Raw genomic sequence first — 16,899 nt, forward strand, 5'->3', positions numbered from 1 at the left:
AGAACAAGCTGGGTTCGGCCAGAAAATGTACGACCAAAGCTTGGTACTGGAGTAGTCGTCGCTGCAAACGGGTGCGTTCAGGTAGATGGGGGAAGCAGTCACCCAGGTTGGCGACCAGCCACAGGTAGAACCGGCGGAATGAGCCGCCTTTGAGGCTGAACATCAGCCCGATGGTGACCAACTCACTAAGGCTGAGCTTGGCTTGTTGATGTTCATGCTGTTCAGCCTTCGAACGCAGGGCATCGTCTACCCCAACGTACATCACCAAAGCAACGTCTTCCAGCGATAGAATGCATCTCGGGTCTGGCCGCATACACCAGACCCTATTCCTTTCTCCCGCTACTTTTCAACTAGCACCAGTGATTATCTAAGGCAGGAGCCCGGGTCTCCAGCAGTACTGAAAGTTCGGGGCGTTGCTCCAGCATCCGGCGAATCAACGCAACAAGCTCCGGTTTGCTCAACTTTTCCAGCTCTTTTTCCGCGCCTTCGGCCTCCAGGAAAGCCTCTGGCTCCTCTAACCAGGCCAGAGCCAGCGCGGCGGCGTGCTTGCAGTCGCCCCCTTCCCCCACCGGGCAGCTACACTTCCCATCTGCAATGCGTTCTCCCTCCAGACGAAGCCAGACCTTGTAAGGCCGATCACGGCTGCCCTCCACGCTGGCCTCGAGGCGGTCTCCCTTGCGCCACATCTGCTTTAGCCGGCCTTCCTCCAGGTATTCGCGGCCCAAGCCCAGGGCCCTCAAGCTAAACCAGTCTTGCAGTTTCACACACAGCCTCCGCTGCATAGCCCTTCTCGGAGTGCACCAGCCGCCCCAAAGGATGCCCCGGCTCGTGGGGGAAGCCCAGCAGGTACTGGCCTTGAACCCAGCGCTCATACAGGCGTTTGCGGGTCTCGAGGGTGGTCATGGGGTAGAGGTCGTAGGCCATGATGTAGGGCAAGGGGGCGTGGGCCATGGTGGGGATCAGGTCGGCGGTATAGGCAAAATGCTGGCCTTCCGAGCGAATCTCCACGGCCTGCATCCCCAGGGTATGACCCGGCACCGGCACCACCCACAGCCCTGGCAGGATTTCCTGCTCCCCCTCCACGGTTTCAAACTGCTCCAGAATGGGTTCGATGTTCTCTGGCAGGTAGCTGGCCCGGCTGCGCTCGTGGGGGTGTAGCGCGTCTTCCAGCTCTTGCTTCTGCACGAGGTGGCGGGCGTTGGGAAAGGTGGGCACCAGCCGGCCCCCCTCGAGGCGGGTGTTCAGCCCGGCGTGGTCGAAGTGCAGGTGGGTGTGAATCACCAGCGAGATATCCGCGGGCCCCAGGCCCAGAAGCGCCAGCTGGCCCAAGAGTGGATGGGTTTCGCTCAGGCCGTAGATGCGCCGAAACTTCTCACCGGGCTTGCGGTCAATGCCGGTTTCGATCAGCGCATACCGCTCGCCCATGCGAAGAAGCAGGGGGTTCATCCCCAACCGTACGCGGTTTTGCTCGTCCGACGCCGCCAGCTTCGACCAGAGCACCCTGGGCACCACCCCAAACATGGCTCCCCCATCCAGCCAGATTTCGCCGTCGCTCAGGAACCAGAGCTCGAAGTTACCGAGTTTGTGATACAGAATGGGTCGCATCAAAACCGATTATCTCAGGGCCATAGGGGGCCAGTCTACGCTGCATGATGGCGATGGCCTCGGGGCTTTCATCCACCAGCACAAACCCTCGGCCATGTTTTGCGGCGGCCTCGCCGGTGGTGCCTGAGCCCGCAAAAAAGTCGAGCACCACATCGCCGGGGTTGGAGTGCACCCGCACGATGCGCTCCAAGAGCTTGAGGGGCTTCTGGGTGGGATAACCGGTTTTTTCCCTGGAGCCCGTCGGGACGATGGTCTGCCACCAGACATCGGTGGGCGTCTTGCCCCTGGCTGCTTTTTCGGGGCCTACCATCTTGGGCGTGAGGTAGGGGATGCGGTCTATGGCTTCGTAGTTGAAGGTGTACTGGTGGGGGTTTTTGGCATACCACAGGAGGGTGTCGTGCTTGGCGGGCCAACGCTTCCTGGAACGACCCCCGTAGTCGTAGGCCCAGATAATCTCGTTGAGAAAGCTCTTACGCCCGAAAATGGTATCGAGCGCCACTTTGATGTAATGCACCTCCCGGTAGTCCAGGTGCACAAAAAGCGAGCCCGTGGGGGTGAGCAGGCGGTAGGCTTGCTCGAGCCGGGGAATCAGAAAAGCCTCGAAGTCCTCGAAGCGGTCGGCATACACCGGGGCCGCCAGTGCTTCGGTACGATAACGCTTGCCGCCAAAGCCCCGACGTGGGCCATTTTCGTCCGCTACAGCCCGAATTCGACGCCGCTGCTGGGTTTTGCGGGTGTTGAAGGGGGGGTCCAGGTAGATGAGCGGAAAGGAAGCCTCGGGCAAGGTGGCGATGTACTGGAGGCACTCGGCCTGCACGATGCGCTTCATCGGCCTGATTCTAAAGCACCAGGCCGGGAGCGCCCTCGAGGCCCGCCCGCACCTCGCGCAGCACCTCCACCAGCCCTCTCCCCTCTTCGTGGGCGCGGATCAGGGCGCTGGCAATCACCGCCCCATCGGCGGCCTGGGCGGCCTGCTGGGCGGTGGCCCGGTTGGAGATGCCAAAACCGATGGCCACCGGGGCATCGGTCACCCGGCGGATGCGCCCCACCAGCTCCGGCAGCCCCTCGGGAAGCCTGTCCCGCGCCCCCGTGACCCCCGCCACCGAAACCGTGTACACAAAGCCGGTGCAGTAGGGCGCCACGGTCTGGATGCGGGCCTCGGTAGAGGTAGGGGCCAGCAGAAAGGTGGTCTCGAGGCCCGCCCCCTGGGCCAGCCCCACCAGCTCGGGGTCTTCGTCGGGGGGCAGGTCGGGCAGGATGAGCCCGTTCACCCCGACCTCTTTGAACATGCCGAAAAAGCGTTCCGGCCCCACCGCCAGCACCGGGTTGATGTAGGTCATGAGGAAGAGGGGCTTATCGGTAAGGCTCCGAATTTCCCGCACGAAGGCCGCCACATCGGCCACGTGAATCCCCTGCCGCAGGGCCTGTTCCGAGGCTCGCTGGATCACCGGGCCGTCGCCCAGGGGGTCGGAGTAGGGCAGGCCCACCTCGAGCAAATCCGCATAGGGCAACACCTGCTTGACCATCTCGAGGTCGGCCCCCCGGCTCGGATAACCGGCCATCACGTAGGGAATCAGCGCCGCGCGCCCTTCGGCTTTGGCCCTGGCAAACGCTTCGCGGGTGGTCATGACTGCCCTCCCTGCACAAGCCCCTCGGCCCTTGCCCCCTGACCCTCCTCCATGACGCGCATCACCTCCACCACGTCCTTGTCGCCCCGGCCCGAAAGGTTGATCACCATCACCTGCTCGGGCTCCATCTCGGGGGCCAGTTTGGCCGCGTAGGCGATGGCGTGGGCCGACTCGAGGGCCGGAATAATCCCCTCCAGGCGGCACAAAAGCTGGAAGCCTTCCAGGGCCTCTTCGTCGGTGATGCCCACATACTCGGCCAGGCCCGCCTCGGCATAGTAGCTGTGTTCCGGGCCCACGCCAGGGTAGTCCAGGCCCGCCGAGACCGAGTGCGCCGGGCGAATCTGGCCGTCGTCGTCGTAGAGCAAGAACATCTTGGCCCCGTGCAGCACCCCTTTGCGACCCGCCCCAATGGAGAGCGAGTGCAGCCCCGAAGCCGCCCCGTGGCCCGCGGCCTCTACCCCAATCAGGCGCGGGCGGTTTTCCTGGTAGGCAAAGGGCGCAAAGGCCCCAATGGCATTGGAGCCCCCGCCCACGCAGGCAATCACTGCATCGGGGTTCTCCCGCCCTTCCTTCTCTCGTAGCTGGGCCTTGATCTCCTCGCCCACGATGCTCTGGAAGTCGCGGGCCATCATGGGGTACGGATGCGGCCCCACCACCGAGCCGATGATGTAGAAGCTATCGCGCACGTTGGTCACCCAGTCCCGGATGGCCTCGTTGGTGGCGTCCTTGAGGGTGCGGGTGCCGCTCTCCACCGGGCGCACCTCGGCCCCCAGGAGCTTCATGCGAAAGACGTTCAAAGCCTGCCGTCGCACGTCCTCGGCCCCCTGGTAGACTACGCACTCCAGGCCCATCAGGGCCGCCACCGTGGCCACGCTCACCCCGTGCTGACCGGCCCCGGTCTCAGCGATTACCCGCTTCTTGCCCATGCGCTTGCACAGGAGGGCCTGGCCCAGGGTGTTGTTGATCTTGTGAGCGCCGGTGTGGTTCAGGTCTTCGCGCTTGAGGTAGATTTTGGCCCCGCCCAGGTGACGGGTGAGGTTTTCGGCCAGGTACAAAGGCGAGGGGCGGCCCACATACTCGCGCAGGTAGTAGTCGTACTCGGCCAGAAACTCGGGGTCGTTTTTGTAGTGCAGGTAGGCCTCGGTGAGCTCTTCCAGGGCCGGCATCAGGGTCTCGGGTACGTAGCGCCCACCAAAGTCGGCATAGCGCCCTTTGGCGTCGGGCAGAGGGTAGCTGGGTAGTTGCATGGAAAAAATCTCCTGAGGGTGATACGGTCTATCGGCTATCGGCTATCGGCTATTGGCTATGGACTATCGGCTATTGACGCTTGAGGCTAACAAACAAAAACTCGAGGTCCACACCTCGAGAAAAGCCCAAGCGCCGCGTTCGAAAGTGCGCTCGAGCCTATCCACGCCACCAGCGCTGGTGGTGCCACTTATAGCTGCGGGGGGTACGAATCCGCATGTTGCCCAAAGGTTAACAAGCCCGGCTGCTTACGTCAAGGTTAGAGCGCTTTACCCATTTTGAGCCAGCGGACCTCGAGAAAGCTTTGTCTTGAACAAAACGGTGGCCGCCTTGAGGGGTGGTCACGTCTGAAAAGGGCGCGATAGGGTAAAGTTGGCAGGATGGAATCTTTTGAGACCCAACTCGACCAACTGGCCCAGGTAGCTGTTCATGTGGGGCTTGGCCTCCGCGAAGGCCAGGAACTCATCGTAACTGCGCCTATCGAGGCGGCGCCCCTGGCCCGCAAGATTGCCGAGCACGCCTACCGGGCCGGAAGCCCCCTGGTAACGGTGCTCTACGACGACGATGCCGCCACCCTGCTCCGCTACCAGCACGCCCCAGAAAGTGCTTTCGACCAAACCCAGAAATGGCTCTTTGACGGGATGGCTGCCGCATTCCAGAGCGGGGCTGCACGCCTGCACATCGCCGGCAACGACCCCAACCTGCTGCGGGGGCAGAACCCGGAGTCGGTAGCCCGAGCCAACCGCGCCCGTTCGCTGGCCTACCGCCCCGTCATGGAACTCATCACCACCCATCACATCAACTGGACCATTGTGGCCTACCCCCACCCGGCCTGGGCACGCACGGTTTTTCCAGAACTGACCGAGCAAGAAGCCGTACAAAAGCTCTGGGAGGCCATCTGGAAAGCCTCGAGGCTCGACACCCCGAACCCCGTGGCCACCTGGCAGGCCCACAACCAACACCTTGCCGAGCGGGTGGCCTACCTGAACCAGAAGCGCTACAGCGCCCTCCACTTCAAAGGCCCCGGCACCGATTTACTGGTGGGACTGGCCGACGATCACGTCTGGGCAGGCGGCGCCGTACAGGCCAAAAACGGGGTGGTCTGCAACCCCAACATCCCCACAGAGGAGGTCTTTACCGCCCCCCACAAAGACCGCATCGAGGGCTACGTCCGGAGCACCAAGCCGCTCTCTTATCAGGGCAGCCTGCTCGAGGAGATCGAGGTGCGCTTTGAAAAGGGGCGGGTGGTGGAAGCCAAAGCCAGGAGTGGCGGCGAAGTCCTGGAGCGGATTCTCCAGACTGACGAGGGGGCCCGCAGCCTGGGCGAGGTGGCCCTGGTGCCGCACTCCTCCCCCATTGCCCAGAGCGGGATTCTGTTCTACAACACCCTGTTCGATGAAAACGCCGCCAGCCACATTGCGCTGGGCCAGGCTTACAGCGAATGCATTCAGGGGGGCAGCCAGCTCAGCCCGCAGGAACTCGCTGCCAAAGGGGCCAACAGCAGCCTGATTCACATTGACTGGATGATCGGCTCGAGCGAGGTAGACGTAGACGGCATCAGCCCGTCCGGACAGTCCGAACCCCTCATGCGCGGGGGTGAGTGGGTCTGATACCAACCTTAGCCGTATACCCTAATTTCAGCAACACACATGATGGGGGTGGGTGGTAGGAAGTAGGTAGTGGGTTTCTAACATCTGTCCCCTACCCCCTTCGCTTCTGAAGCAAGCAATGTCTTCAGGCAAAGGTGGCCTGCATGAATGTTATTGCAGGTTCACTTGCCTCTGGTACCGCTCCCAGGCGGCCAGGGCCAGGCCCAGGGCATAGCCGCGGTTCACCAGAAAGCGAATAGCCCTGGGCTTTTCGCCCCGGTGGCGGCTCTGGTAGCGCTCTAGTAAGGCCAGGGCCTCGTCCTCGGCGTTGTTTTGGGAGGAGTGCTCGTCCAGCACACGATCTACGATACTGTGCGATACCCCCTTTTCCAATAGCGCTCGGCGCAGCTTGGCCGCACCCCACTTACCTGCGTAGAGCCGGGCGTACCCCTCGGCGAATTTCTGGTCGTCCAGGTAACCCAGGCCCTTGACCCGCTGCAACACCGACTCCACCACCTCTGGACAGGCTTTTCGGGCCAGTTTTTTGCGCAGGGCGGCTTCCGAATAGGCCCTGGCCCCCAGCACCCGCACCGCATACAAAAACAGTTCGTCGGGGGTTGCTTCCTTCATGGTCTGATTTTGCCACGAACGTAATGAGGCGGGTGATACCTGGCAGAGGCTAGGCTTTTTTTGGGGTCGTCCAGTGCCACACTTGACGCCCTGCCCAGAACCCTAGACACTAGACACTGCTATTTGCGGCTTTAGTCCCTGAGTTTTTGTAAGCCTCGAGACCTATGCGCGTCTTTGCCATTGCCGATATTCACCTCTCCAAAGCCTACCCCAAGCCCATGAACATCTTTGGGCCCGAATGGGATGGCCACCCCGAGGCGGTGTTCGAGGAATGGCGCAAAACCGTGGGCGAAGACGACCTGGTGATTGTGGCCGGGGACATCTCCTGGGCCATGAAACTGCCCGAAGCCCTGGTAGACCTGGCCGACCTGGCCGCCTTGCCCGGCACCAAAATCCTGCTGCGCGGCAACCACGACTACTGGTGGCCCTCCATCAGCCGCCTGCGTCAGATGTTGCCCCCACGCATGCACGCCCTTCAGCACGACTCGCTGATTCTGGGCAACCTGGCTATTGCCGGTAGCCGCGGCTGGGACACCCCCGGTAGCTACAACTTCAGCCCCGAGGACGAAAAAATCTACAAGCGCGAGGTGGAGCGGCTGGCCCTCTCGCTCAAGAGCATTCAGGGACAGGAATACGAGTATCTGATTCTGGCCATGCACTACCCCCCCTATAGCCCCAGCGGCGGCCCTACCGGTTTTACCGAGCTTATAGACCGCTACCGGCCCACCTGTGTGGTCTACGGGCACCTGCACGGAGCCGACCCCGAGCGGTTGCCCAAGGCCTGGAACGGAATTCCCCTGCATTTCGTTTCTGCCGATGTGGTGCGGTTCAGGCCGCAATTGATCCTCGAGACCTCCCACCAGACGCATGTGGTGGATGTTACAGGTGCCGAATAGCAAGTGGCTAGTGGCTTGTGGCCTGTGGCTGAGTGGTCTGGTAAGTAAATTTTCGTGTCATTCCGAACAGAGCGAAGCGAAGTGAGGAATCTAATGCGGTGCAGTCCAATGCATTCACTGTACCCATGCAGTGCCAGATTCCTCGTTGCACTGCGTGCGCCTCGGAATGACAAAAAGACGACGAGGGCAGAGGTTGGTTTCACTGGAGGCATCCCGATTACTTTGTTACCAGACCACTGAGGACTTTACCGGGATTGGTAGCAACCTGGCTTCGCTCTCGGCCTTCGGCTTTGGGCTTACAGCAATGTTGCACTACTACCCCCCCGGCTGCCCGTTCTCAATATCTGGGGTATCATCCAGGCATGATTACCGCCTTTGTCCTGATCCAAACCAGCCGCGAATCCACCGCCGAGACTGCGGAGTCGGTGGCCGAAATTCCAGGGGTGGCCGAGGTGTACTCGGTTACGGGGGAATGGGATCTGGTCGCCATTCTGCGTTTCAAGGACTTCGAGCAGCTCGACGACATCGTAACCCTGGGCCTGCGAAAGCTCAAAGGCATTGAACGCACCCAGACCCTGCTGGCCTTTAGAGCATATTCCCGCAAATTGCTCGAGCAGGGCTTCAACATCGGTAGCGAAGGGCTCTGAAAACCGCATGTTCCAGTTTTTCATGCTGATCCAGCTTGGGCTATTGCTGGTGGGCCTCATCTGGATGGCGCTGGCAGGCTATGCAGCTATCCAGCACCCCAACCCCCTGCGCGATGGGGTAGCCTTCCTGGTGCTCTTTTATGGCTTGATGGGCCTCGAGCTCCTGTTCTCCCGCCTGTTCCCCAAAAGCTTCCGGGCCACCGAAGCCCTGCATGGCCAGATTGGCGCAGTGATGCGTGCCCAGGGAGTAAGCCACCACCAGGCCCTGCTGCTGGCCATGGCTTCCGGCCTGAGCGAAGAGGTTTTTTTTCGTGGAGCGCTCCAGAATGCACTGTTTGGCGGTTGGCTGGGGGTACTGCTACAAGCCTTTCTTTTCATGGCCTTTCACCCCGTACCAGACCGGAGAGCCTGGGCTTATCCCGTATTCATATTTTTTGGGGGCCTGATGTTTGGTGCCGCCTATTTGCTCACCGGAAGCCTGATTCCTGGCATCCTGGCGCACTACTTGCACAACGCCAGGGGTTTTTATCAGTTGCTTGATCAGGCCGAGCCAAAAAAGGCTGCTTGAGGCGGTTTGGTGGATTTCCTGACACTACCCTTTGCCTTTATTTCGTCGCAAGCCCCAAAGCTTCATCTTCTGTTATGCTTTGAGAAGTATGGCTTATCAAAAAATCAAAGTTCCTGCTGGCGAGAAAATCTCCATCCACGACGGCAAACTACACGTACCCGACCACCCCATTGTGGGCTTTATTGAAGGCGATGGAACCGGCCCCGACATCTGGCGGGCTGCTCAACCTGTGCTGGACGCGGCAGTGGCCAAGGCCTACGGGGGCAAGCGCAAGATTGCCTGGGCCGAAATCTATGCTGGTGAAAAGGCCAACGAGGTTTACGGCGAGGTCATCTGGCTGCCCGAAGAGACCCTCGAGTTCATCCGCGAGTACCTGGTTGCGATCAAGGGGCCCCTGACCACGCCGGTGGGTGGGGGCATCCGCTCCATCAACGTGGCCTTGCGGCAGGAGCTGGATCTGTATGCCTGCGTACGCCCGGTGCAGTGGTTCGAGGGCGTGCCCAGCCCGGTGCGCCACCCCGAGCTGGTCAACATGGTGATTTTCCGCGAGAACACCGAGGACATCTACGCCGGCATCGAGTTTCCCAAGAATAGCCCCGAGGTGCAGAAGTTCCTCGAGTGGTTCAAGGCGGAATTCCCCAAACCCTACAGCAAAATTCGCTTCCCCGAAACCGCCGGCATCGGCATCAAGCCGGTCTCGGAGGAAGGAACCCACCGTCTGGTCGAGGCGGCCCTCAACTATGCCATTGACAACGACCTCCCCTCGGTCACCCTGGTACACAAGGGCAACATCATGAAGTTCACCGAGGGCGCTTTCCGCGACTGGGGCTATGCCCTTGCCAAGAGCAAATACGGGGCGGTAGACCTGGACGGCGGCCCCTGGCAGACCTTCACCAACCCCAAAACAGGAAAACAGATTGTTGTGAAGGACATGATCGCCGACAACTTCCTCCAGCAGATTCTGCTGCGCCCGGCCGAGTACAGCGTGATTGCCACCCTCAACCTGAACGGCGATTACATCTCCGACGCCCTGGCCGCGCAGGTCGGGGGTATTGGCATCGCCCCTGGTTCCAACGTGAACTACTACACCGGCCACGCCGTGTTCGAAGCCACCCACGGCACCGCACCCAAATACGCGGGCAAGGATCAGGTCAACCCCAGCTCGGTGATTCTGTCGGGCGAGATGATGCTGCGGTACATGGGCTGGACCGAAGCCGCCGACCTGATTATCCACGCCATGACCAAGACCATCGCCCAGGGTCGGGTTACCTACGACTTCCACCGCCTGATGGTGGCCGAAGGGCGCAGCGCAACCCTGCTCAAGTGCAGCGAGTTTGGCCAGGCTTTGATCGAAAATATGTAATACCAGACTCGGTGAGTTCACGGCAACGAACCAACCCGGTCGAGGTTATCCACGTAGCGGAAAGCGATACCGCCGTTCACAAGGGAGGCGCTTTTTTCGTCGAACGCCAGGGAGGGGTGTACTCTGGGGATTTCAGCGCACTTCACAGACGTGGCCGCCCACGAGAAGGAGAGTGCGCCTGGGCCCAGACACAGCTTACGCACCCCAGCGTGGGCCGGGCTCGGCCCACAGGTGCTTAGGCTTCGAATTTCCCGGCGGCCCCTGTTCCCTCCTTTACACGGATTTCTGAGTACTGGTTGGCTCGATTTTTGTGAAGAGCGCTCTACCTCTATGCCGCCAACCAGAGGGGTAACTCAAGTGCAGAATACAGCCAAGACCGGCCTGACCTTCCCTATAATGACCTCAACCTGGACGAACGAACCGTCGGGTACTCGAGGGGGTGGCTCTAATGGTACAGGTACTTCTAGCAATTGGCGTGCTTCTGATGCTTTACAACAGCTATGTGGGTTTTGGACTGAAAGGCAAAGCTCCGGGGGGCATCATTGGCGAGCGGCTTTCGCAGCTCAACATTTTCATCGTGCTGTTTACGCTGGGTTACCTGGCGGTGGGGGTTCTGACCTGGAGTTACCCGGCCGACACCGTTCTGGTCATCCTATCGCTGATTCTGCTATTTGGAGCGGTTTTCGTTTTTCTGGTTTTGCGGCTGGTGCAGGCGGTATTAGCCGCACTTGAGGGCTAATGCAGATTTACCGGCACACTTCAAAAGCCCTGAACATCCTGTTGAGCCGGGAGGAGCGGCTGGTGTATGCCCTGTGCCGTGAAGAAATTAGCGATGTGCTGCTTGCTGAACGAACCCATCTTCCGCTAGATGTGCTAAAAGGCATACTTGCCAGTTTGCTGGAGTACGGCCTGATTGAAACCGTTGCGGGTACCCAGGGCACACCTTCTATAAAGCCTGAAGAGAGCGACCCCCTGGCCCCTGTCAAAGCCCAGCTTCTCGCCGCCCTCGAGGCCGAGCTGGGCACAAAAGCTGAAAAGTACCGCTCCGAGATTGAGCAAAAGCAAAGCCTGGCCGAACTGGAGGAGTGGAGTCTGAAGCTGGTTTTGAAACTGCGGCTCACCATCAGTCAGAAAGCTGCCGAGGCCCTCGAGGCCCGTCTCAAGACGCTCTTTACCTAAGGTTTCAGAAGAAACCCCAATCTCCAAGCGTAAAGAAACCTGGTCTTTTATCGCTCTTGCAGCACCCCTTGCAGGCGGCGGGTCATGACCTCGGCGTACTCGACCCAGTCTGCAAGGGCTCGGTCTACCGACTGCCGCATCAGGAACTCGCCGGGCGACAAGCGCTTCAAGAGCAGGAATGGCGGGCTGCTCAGGCTTTCCAGAATACTTTGCAAGTGGTCGGCCTCGAGGTTCATTTCCCGCGCCATGGGCATCAGGTCAGCCAGCAAAAAAACCTGCTGTGGAGGCTGGTCGGCCAGCAGGGTCAGAACCGCCGAAAAGTGGCTACGCTCGCGCAACACGCCCGAGATTTCGCGCTCGAGACCCTGAATAGCTTCCAGGTCAATCCGGCCCTCCCGCAGCAGCCGCTCGATGTCCAGGGGACCAACCGGAAAGGCCCCTCTCAGCTTGGTCAGGCGTTGCAGGGCTTCAGGGGAGACATACCCCAGGCCCACCTGTACCAGCCCCGAGGGGCGCACGGCCGCGATTTCGGCCAGGGCTTCGGGTTTGGAAGACTCACCGGCCACCATAGCGGCGTACTGCACCCGGCCTTGCTGGCGGTAGGCCAGCAGTTCCCTGGCTTCCATTTCCCCAAACCGGGCCAGGGCCAGGTGGAAGGTTCGGCGACCCATCGCAGCCCTGAACACCCAGGGCGCACTGCCCGATTCGCGGGAAAAGCCCAGGGCCTCGAGGTCTACCGAAAACGCAGGCACTTCGCTGGCAACGGGCTTGTGTGGAAAGATCACCTCTTTGGGGTAGGGCGTGACCCTGACCCGCTTCTCGGTTTTTTCCGGGGTGGATTCGGTGGCCTGCGGCCTGGAACGCTCGACCTCGGGAGAACGGGGCCTTGCAGGTTTGGCCGCAGGCGTAAGGGCTTCCAGGCCAATCTCTTCCCCCTCGAGGTGCAGGGCAATTTTGTCGTTGACGCCCAGCCGTCGCTTGGCATAGTAGGGTGCCAGGCCCTCCAGACGGTTTTGACGCCAGTTCACGGTGCCGTCGTAGGTTTCGCCCTCCTCGTCACGAAGGATAATGCGATCTTTGCCCTGCAAGAAAACCCGCAGCGACTGGGTAAGATTCATGGTTCCGCTGTTGAGGCAAGCACTGGTGAGGACGTAGCGCGCAATCATAAATTTCCTAAGAGGCTCTTGCAACAACTTGACTGGCCGAGGTGGGCTTACCGGCGGTTAGCATGTAATACATCTCGTGCGCTACCTGAAGCGTGGTTTCCACGTCTCCCAGAGCGCGGTGGCGACCTGAAATAGGATCCAGGTCAAAGACCCAGGCGAGTGAGTCCAGACCGCGTTTGCTCAGCCCCGGCAGAGCCTTGCGCGCCCAGTGTATCGTGTCCACCACTGGATTATCCAGTCGGTATCCCAGCCGCCTGAAGCGTGGCTGCAAAAAACCTAGGTCAAAACCCGCATTCTGAATGATCAGGGTCGCATCTTCCAGGAGCGGCAGGGCCTCCCGCAAAACCGTGTAGATGTCGGCAGCACCACGTACATCTTCATTGCGGATTCCGGTCAGACGGCTGATGAAAGGGGGAATGGGAGCCCCCGGATTCACCAGGCGCTCAAATACCGTGCGCTGGCCATTCTCCAGACGCACCATAGCAAGCTCGATAATTTCGTTCTGCTCGGGCGAAAGTCCGGTGGTCTCTACATCCAGCACCACAATGGCTTCTCCCCTGACCGGAAAGGAATACTTCCACTCCCACAGACCAACCCCAGCTTCTCCCCGCTCGAAACGCCCATCCAGCAAGTCCCGTAGCAGTTGGCCGGTCCAAGCACCCCTGGGCAATCCTGGTGAAGCCAGCACCTGCTCGGCCAGGGCCTGTTCGGGAAGCTGGCGGCCAATGCTGCGCAGATGGCGGGCCAATCGGGTTGCAAGGCGGTAGTGGGTCGGGCTCATGGAATGGCGGGGGTGGAGCGGCGATACGTGCATCATAAGCACGAAACCTCGAGGGATGCTAAGAGACCTGAAAAAAGTCCTGGAAATTACGCAAGTTTACAAGAATAAATAGGTCTCGGGGCGAGTATACCGCAGCTTACACGGATATGACAGAGCTTCACAGAGATTAACGCCTTAACGTTAAGCACAGCGTTGCTTTTGCAATTGATTCTGCTATGCTGATAGCTCATTGCCACTAGCTATGTGCCTCCCGCCTATGTTTTGGATAATGGCATGATCGAAAATCGTTCGGGTATTGCGCCTGGAGCATGATTTTCTAGTGCAGCCTGGATTCATCTCTAGACCTTATACGGGCGCAACTTAATAGCCAATCGAAACTTGTAACATTCAAGGGTACTGGCACACCCACGACGAAGGTTGAAAGCTTAGAGGTTCAACCTGGCCACTCGAGCAAAAGCCCGCTCGGTGGCTTGCTCGAAGGCATGGGCTACGGTAAAGATTTGCTCGTCCTGGAGTGGTTTCCCGATAAGCTGTACGCCCACCGGCAAGCCCCCCTCGAACCCGGCGGGGATGCTCATAGCCGGTGCGCCGGCCAGGTTGACGGCCACGGTATCTATATCGGCCAGGTACATCGAGAGGGGGTCGCTGGTTTTCTCGCCAAAGCGGAAGGCCGGGAAGGGGCTGGTGGGGGTGAGCAGCAGATCGGCCTGGGTAAAACCATCGTCCAGGTCGGCTTTTAGTTTGGCCCTGGCCCGCAGGGCCTTGCCGTAGTAGGCATCGTAATAGCCCGAAGAAAGCACAAAGGTTCCCATCAAAACCCGCCGCTGCACCTCGGGGCCAAAACCGTGCTCGCGGCTTTGCATCATGGTGGCAATACCGTCCTCGGCAGACACCCGCAGGCCATAGAGGGTTCCATCGTAGCGGGCCAGGTTGGAGCTGATTTCGGCGGTGTTGACGATGTAGTAGGCCGCCAGGGCATACTGCAGGGTGGGGATGCTGACCTCCACAAAGCGCACCCCCTGCCCCTCCATCACGATGCGGAAGCGCTCGAGGGCCTCGAGCACCCCCGGCGAGTTGCCCACTGCCAGGGCTTCCTTGACGATGCCAATCGTCATTCCCTGCACCGGAACCTTTAGGGCCTTCGCAAACTGCGGCACGGCCTCCAGGCTGGTGCTGTCTTTGCGGTCGTATCCACTGACCACATCGGTCAACAAAGCCAGATCCTCTACCGAGCGGGCCAGGGTACCCACCTGATCCAGACTGCTGGCCGTGGCCACCACCCCATAGCGCGAAATGCGGCCATAGGTGGGTTTGAAGCCATACACCCCACACAGCGCAGCCGGTTGCCGAACGCTACCGCCGGTATCGGTGCCGAGCGCAACCGGCACCATATCGGCTGCTACGGCTGCCGCCGAGCCCCCCGAGGTTCCCCCCGGCACCCGCTCCAGGTCCCAGGGGTTGCGGGTCGGGCCAAAAGCTGAATACTCGGTGGAAGAACCCATGGCAAACTCGTCCATGTTGGCCTTGGCAATTACAATGGCCCCCGCTCTTCGCAGCTTTTGAACAACCGTAGCGCTATAGGGGGGCACAAAGGAAGCCAGCATTTTCGAGCCGCAGGTGGTTTCAATGTCTTGGGTGCAGATATTGTCCTTGACGGCAACCGGAACCCCGGCCAGCGGCAGGTTTTCCCCTCCGGCCAGGCGTTCTTCTACGGTTTGGGCTTCATGCAGGGCCTGGGGGTTCAAACGGATAAAGGCACGGATATGGGGCTCGAGCTGCTCAATACGCTGCAAGTAGTGTTCCACTACCTCGCGGGGTGAGCGCTGGCCCGACTGGATTTGCTGCATAATTTCCTGCGCCAACATACCGCCTCATGATAAGGCTGGTAGGGCGATAAATAGCAAATATGGTTTTACCGCAGTGTTGTAGAAATGCTGTTTATGGGTCGCAGGTCACAAGTCTCAGGTCAAAAGCCACCTTTCTGGGCGTAGGGCATGCGGCAATTTGTCAGGGTGCTTCGGGACAAGTATCGGGATCACCGGCCCGGACTGAGCTCAGTGCTCACAATCAAAACCACTCCCGGATGCTGCTTTCAAACCAGCTTTGCACCCCAGGCCAGGCAGCCTCTCCGCCGAACGGCAAAAAGCTGACCGAACCGGGCTCCTTACGGAACCAGGTGTACTGGCGTTTGGCATAGGCCCGCGTTGCTCGCACCACAGCTTGCTGGGCCTCCTGGAGCGTGTACTCGCCTCGCAAATAGCCTGCTACCTCCTTGTAGCCGATGCTCTGCAAGGCGGTGGGCATATTTGGATACTTTGCCAGCAAGCGCTCGACCTCCTGAACCAGGCCTTGCGCAAACATTTGCTCGACCCGGGCCATAAGGCGCGGCTCAAGCCACTCCCAGGGGGGCCACAAAATCAGTTTTTGGTACCGGAACCGGGGCGCACGCCTGGGCATCCTGGCCGGTGGCACACCAGTACGGCGCAGTATCTCCACCGCCCGCACGACGCGGCGGGGGTTGCGCTGTACCCGCAGGGCATCTTCGGGGCTGGCGGCCTCGAGCTCCTCCAGCAAGGGCTCAATTCCCCGCGTCTCCACTACGGCCCAAAGCTCGGCCTGAAGCGCCGCATCGGGCTCGGGTAGTTCGTGCAGTCCCTCCGATAGCGCACGAATGTAATAGCCGGTTCCCCCCACCACCACAGGAATTTGGCCCTGCCCCAGAATCTCTTCAATCGCTTCTTCGGCGTGGTGCACAAAGTCCGACACGCTAAAGGGCTGGTCAGGCTCCAGCAAATCTATCAAGAAATGCCTGACCCGTTGCTGCTCGGCTTTGCTGGGTTTGGCCGTTCCAATGTCCATGCCCCGGTACACCATGCTGGCATCGGCAGAAACCACCGCCAGCGGGAACATCTGCCCCAGGCGCAGGGCCAGCTCGGTTTTGCCGGTTGCGGTGGGCCCGGTCAACACTGGAATGGCCGGATGGGGTTGTGGTTTCACATCACGCATAACTCATAGCCCAGTGCTCCAATCATGATATTCTCGGCAGCATGAGCATTGAGCGCTTTGATGCCATTGAGCGTCTGCAAACCATCCGCCAGCAGCTCGACGAACTCTCGAGGCGGTTTACCTCCCAGGAAGCCTTTGGCGAGTGGGTGCCGGCGGTGGATGTACTCGACGAGGGCACACAGTACCGCATTCTGGTGGACGTGCCAGGCGTGAAAAACGACGACCTGGAACTACACGAGGAAGGTCAGACCATCACCCTGGCCGGTATACGGCATCCCAGGGTGGGGAGCTATGCACGCCAGGAGCGCTCTACCGGGCCATTTCGACGCACCCTGACCCTGCCCGAGGCCATCATCCCCAATAGCGCCCAGGCTTCTCTAAAGAGCGGGGTGCTCGAGCTGGTGGTGCAAAAAGCCCGCAAAGCCCCCCGCAAGGGCAAGAAGTGAATCAAAACCCGGCAGCTTGACGGGTCTTGCTGGGTTGCTAGGTCGGCCTGGCTCTCATCGTCATGACTCTGAACAGCCTATGCACCCCCCTTTGACCCTTGGGGCAAAACCATATTTGCCAGATCTAAACGATTCCTCTCGCCTTCTCCA

18 protein-coding genes and 1 pseudogene are annotated in these 16,899 nt (G+C 60.3%); 8 read left to right on the forward strand and 11 right to left on the reverse strand.

Annotation, left to right across the window (positions count from 1 at the left end):
* The 6 genes and pseudogenes from J3L12_RS10890 to trpB all read right to left on the reverse strand — a co-directional run.
* Positions 1 to 313: pseudogene (locus tag J3L12_RS10890) on the reverse strand (hypothetical protein); the annotation flags it as partial.
* A 37-nt stretch (positions 314 to 350) separates the two neighbouring features.
* Positions 351 to 764, reverse strand: coding sequence for an SWIM zinc finger family protein (locus J3L12_RS10895; RefSeq protein WP_208015087.1), 414 nt, complete (start codon positions 762 to 764; stop codon positions 351 to 353).
* Entirely contained in the window at positions 742 to 1,605 is an 864-nt protein-coding gene (locus J3L12_RS10900; RefSeq protein ID WP_208015088.1) for an MBL fold metallo-hydrolase, read from the reverse strand. Before J3L12_RS10900 ends, J3L12_RS10895 begins: the two co-directional genes overlap by 23 nt.
* Positions 1,574 to 2,434, reverse strand: coding sequence for a site-specific DNA-methyltransferase (locus J3L12_RS10905; protein WP_208015089.1), 861 nt, complete (start codon positions 2,432 to 2,434; stop codon positions 1,574 to 1,576). The genes J3L12_RS10900 and J3L12_RS10905 overlap by 32 nt, the downstream gene beginning before the upstream one ends.
* A 10-nt stretch (positions 2,435 to 2,444) precedes the next feature.
* Complete coding sequence (gene trpA / locus J3L12_RS10910) at positions 2,445 to 3,233, reverse strand: tryptophan synthase subunit alpha (protein ID WP_208015090.1); 789 nt, start codon at positions 3,231 to 3,233, stop codon at positions 2,445 to 2,447.
* Positions 3,230 to 4,480 carry a tryptophan synthase subunit beta gene (gene trpB / locus J3L12_RS10915; RefSeq protein WP_208015091.1) on the reverse strand — a complete coding sequence of 417 codons (1,251 nt, stop codon included), beginning with the start codon at positions 4,478 to 4,480 and terminating at the stop codon, positions 3,230 to 3,232. Before trpB ends, trpA begins: the two co-directional genes overlap by 4 nt.
* A 378-nt stretch (positions 4,481 to 4,858) precedes the next feature.
* On the opposite strand from trpB, the gene J3L12_RS10920 reads away from it, so the two are divergent.
* Positions 4,859 to 6,088, forward strand: coding sequence for an aminopeptidase (locus J3L12_RS10920; RefSeq protein ID WP_208015092.1), 1,230 nt, complete (start codon positions 4,859 to 4,861; stop codon positions 6,086 to 6,088).
* A gap of 150 nt (positions 6,089 to 6,238) precedes the next feature.
* Here J3L12_RS10920 and J3L12_RS10925 read toward each other — a convergent pair whose 3' ends face one another.
* Positions 6,239 to 6,697 (reverse strand): regulatory protein RecX, encoded by a 459-nt coding sequence (locus tag J3L12_RS10925; protein ID WP_208015093.1) that lies wholly within the window; start codon positions 6,695 to 6,697, stop codon positions 6,239 to 6,241.
* A gap of 164 nt (positions 6,698 to 6,861) precedes the next feature.
* Between J3L12_RS10925 and J3L12_RS10930 the strand changes: the two genes are divergently transcribed.
* From J3L12_RS10930 to J3L12_RS10955, 6 genes are all read left to right on the forward strand, one after another.
* Positions 6,862 to 7,593, forward strand: a complete 732-nt coding sequence (locus tag J3L12_RS10930) for a metallophosphoesterase (RefSeq protein WP_208015094.1) — start codon at positions 6,862 to 6,864, stop codon at positions 7,591 to 7,593.
* A 362-nt stretch (positions 7,594 to 7,955) separates the two neighbouring features.
* Positions 7,956 to 8,240, forward strand: a complete 285-nt coding sequence (locus J3L12_RS10935; RefSeq protein ID WP_208015095.1) for an Lrp/AsnC ligand binding domain-containing protein — start codon at positions 7,956 to 7,958, stop codon at positions 8,238 to 8,240.
* 7 nt (positions 8,241 to 8,247) lie between these two features.
* Positions 8,248 to 8,808: a CPBP family intramembrane glutamic endopeptidase gene (locus J3L12_RS10940; protein ID WP_208015096.1), complete on the forward strand. Its 561-nt coding sequence runs from the start codon at positions 8,248 to 8,250 to the stop codon at positions 8,806 to 8,808.
* An 88-nt stretch (positions 8,809 to 8,896) separates the two neighbouring features.
* Positions 8,897 to 10,171 (forward strand): NADP-dependent isocitrate dehydrogenase, encoded by a 1,275-nt coding sequence (gene icd / locus J3L12_RS10945; RefSeq protein ID WP_208015097.1) that lies wholly within the window; start codon positions 8,897 to 8,899, stop codon positions 10,169 to 10,171.
* A gap of 448 nt (positions 10,172 to 10,619) precedes the next feature.
* A complete protein-coding gene (locus tag J3L12_RS10950) occupies positions 10,620 to 10,910 on the forward strand; it encodes a hypothetical protein (protein ID WP_208015098.1) in 291 nt (96 codons plus the stop codon).
* The gene (locus J3L12_RS10955) at positions 10,910 to 11,350 is read left to right on the forward strand and encodes a hypothetical protein (RefSeq protein ID WP_208015099.1); all 441 of its coding nucleotides are present in this window, start codon (positions 10,910 to 10,912) and stop codon (positions 11,348 to 11,350) included. The genes J3L12_RS10950 and J3L12_RS10955 overlap by 1 nt, the downstream gene beginning before the upstream one ends.
* A gap of 47 nt (positions 11,351 to 11,397) precedes the next feature.
* Here J3L12_RS10955 and J3L12_RS10960 read toward each other — a convergent pair whose 3' ends face one another.
* The 4 genes from J3L12_RS10960 to miaA form a co-directional block, all read right to left on the reverse strand.
* Positions 11,398 to 12,516, reverse strand: a complete 1,119-nt coding sequence (locus J3L12_RS10960) for a hypothetical protein (protein ID WP_208015100.1) — start codon at positions 12,514 to 12,516, stop codon at positions 11,398 to 11,400.
* A 7-nt stretch (positions 12,517 to 12,523) separates the two neighbouring features.
* On the reverse strand, positions 12,524 to 13,333 hold the full coding sequence (locus tag J3L12_RS10965; RefSeq protein WP_243455166.1) for a 3'-5' exonuclease: 810 nt from the start codon (positions 13,331 to 13,333) through the stop codon (positions 12,524 to 12,526).
* 389 nt (positions 13,334 to 13,722) lie between these two features.
* A complete protein-coding gene (gene gatA / locus J3L12_RS10970; RefSeq protein WP_208015101.1) occupies positions 13,723 to 15,162 on the reverse strand; it encodes an Asp-tRNA(Asn)/Glu-tRNA(Gln) amidotransferase subunit GatA in 1,440 nt (479 codons plus the stop codon).
* Between the two features lie 202 nt (positions 15,163 to 15,364).
* Positions 15,365 to 16,303, reverse strand: coding sequence for a tRNA (adenosine(37)-N6)-dimethylallyltransferase MiaA (gene miaA / locus J3L12_RS10975; protein ID WP_208015102.1), 939 nt, complete (start codon positions 16,301 to 16,303; stop codon positions 15,365 to 15,367).
* 41 nt (positions 16,304 to 16,344) lie between these two features.
* Here miaA and J3L12_RS10980 point away from each other — a divergent pair, with 41 nt between their 5' ends.
* Positions 16,345 to 16,749, forward strand: coding sequence for an Hsp20/alpha crystallin family protein (locus tag J3L12_RS10980; protein ID WP_208015103.1), 405 nt, complete (start codon positions 16,345 to 16,347; stop codon positions 16,747 to 16,749).
* The last annotated feature ends 150 nt before the right edge of the window (positions 16,750 to 16,899 follow it).

It is taken from the genome of Meiothermus sp. CFH 77666, from assembly GCF_017497985.1.
In the GTDB taxonomy this organism is placed as follows: Bacteria; Deinococcota; Deinococci; order Deinococcales; family Thermaceae; genus Meiothermus.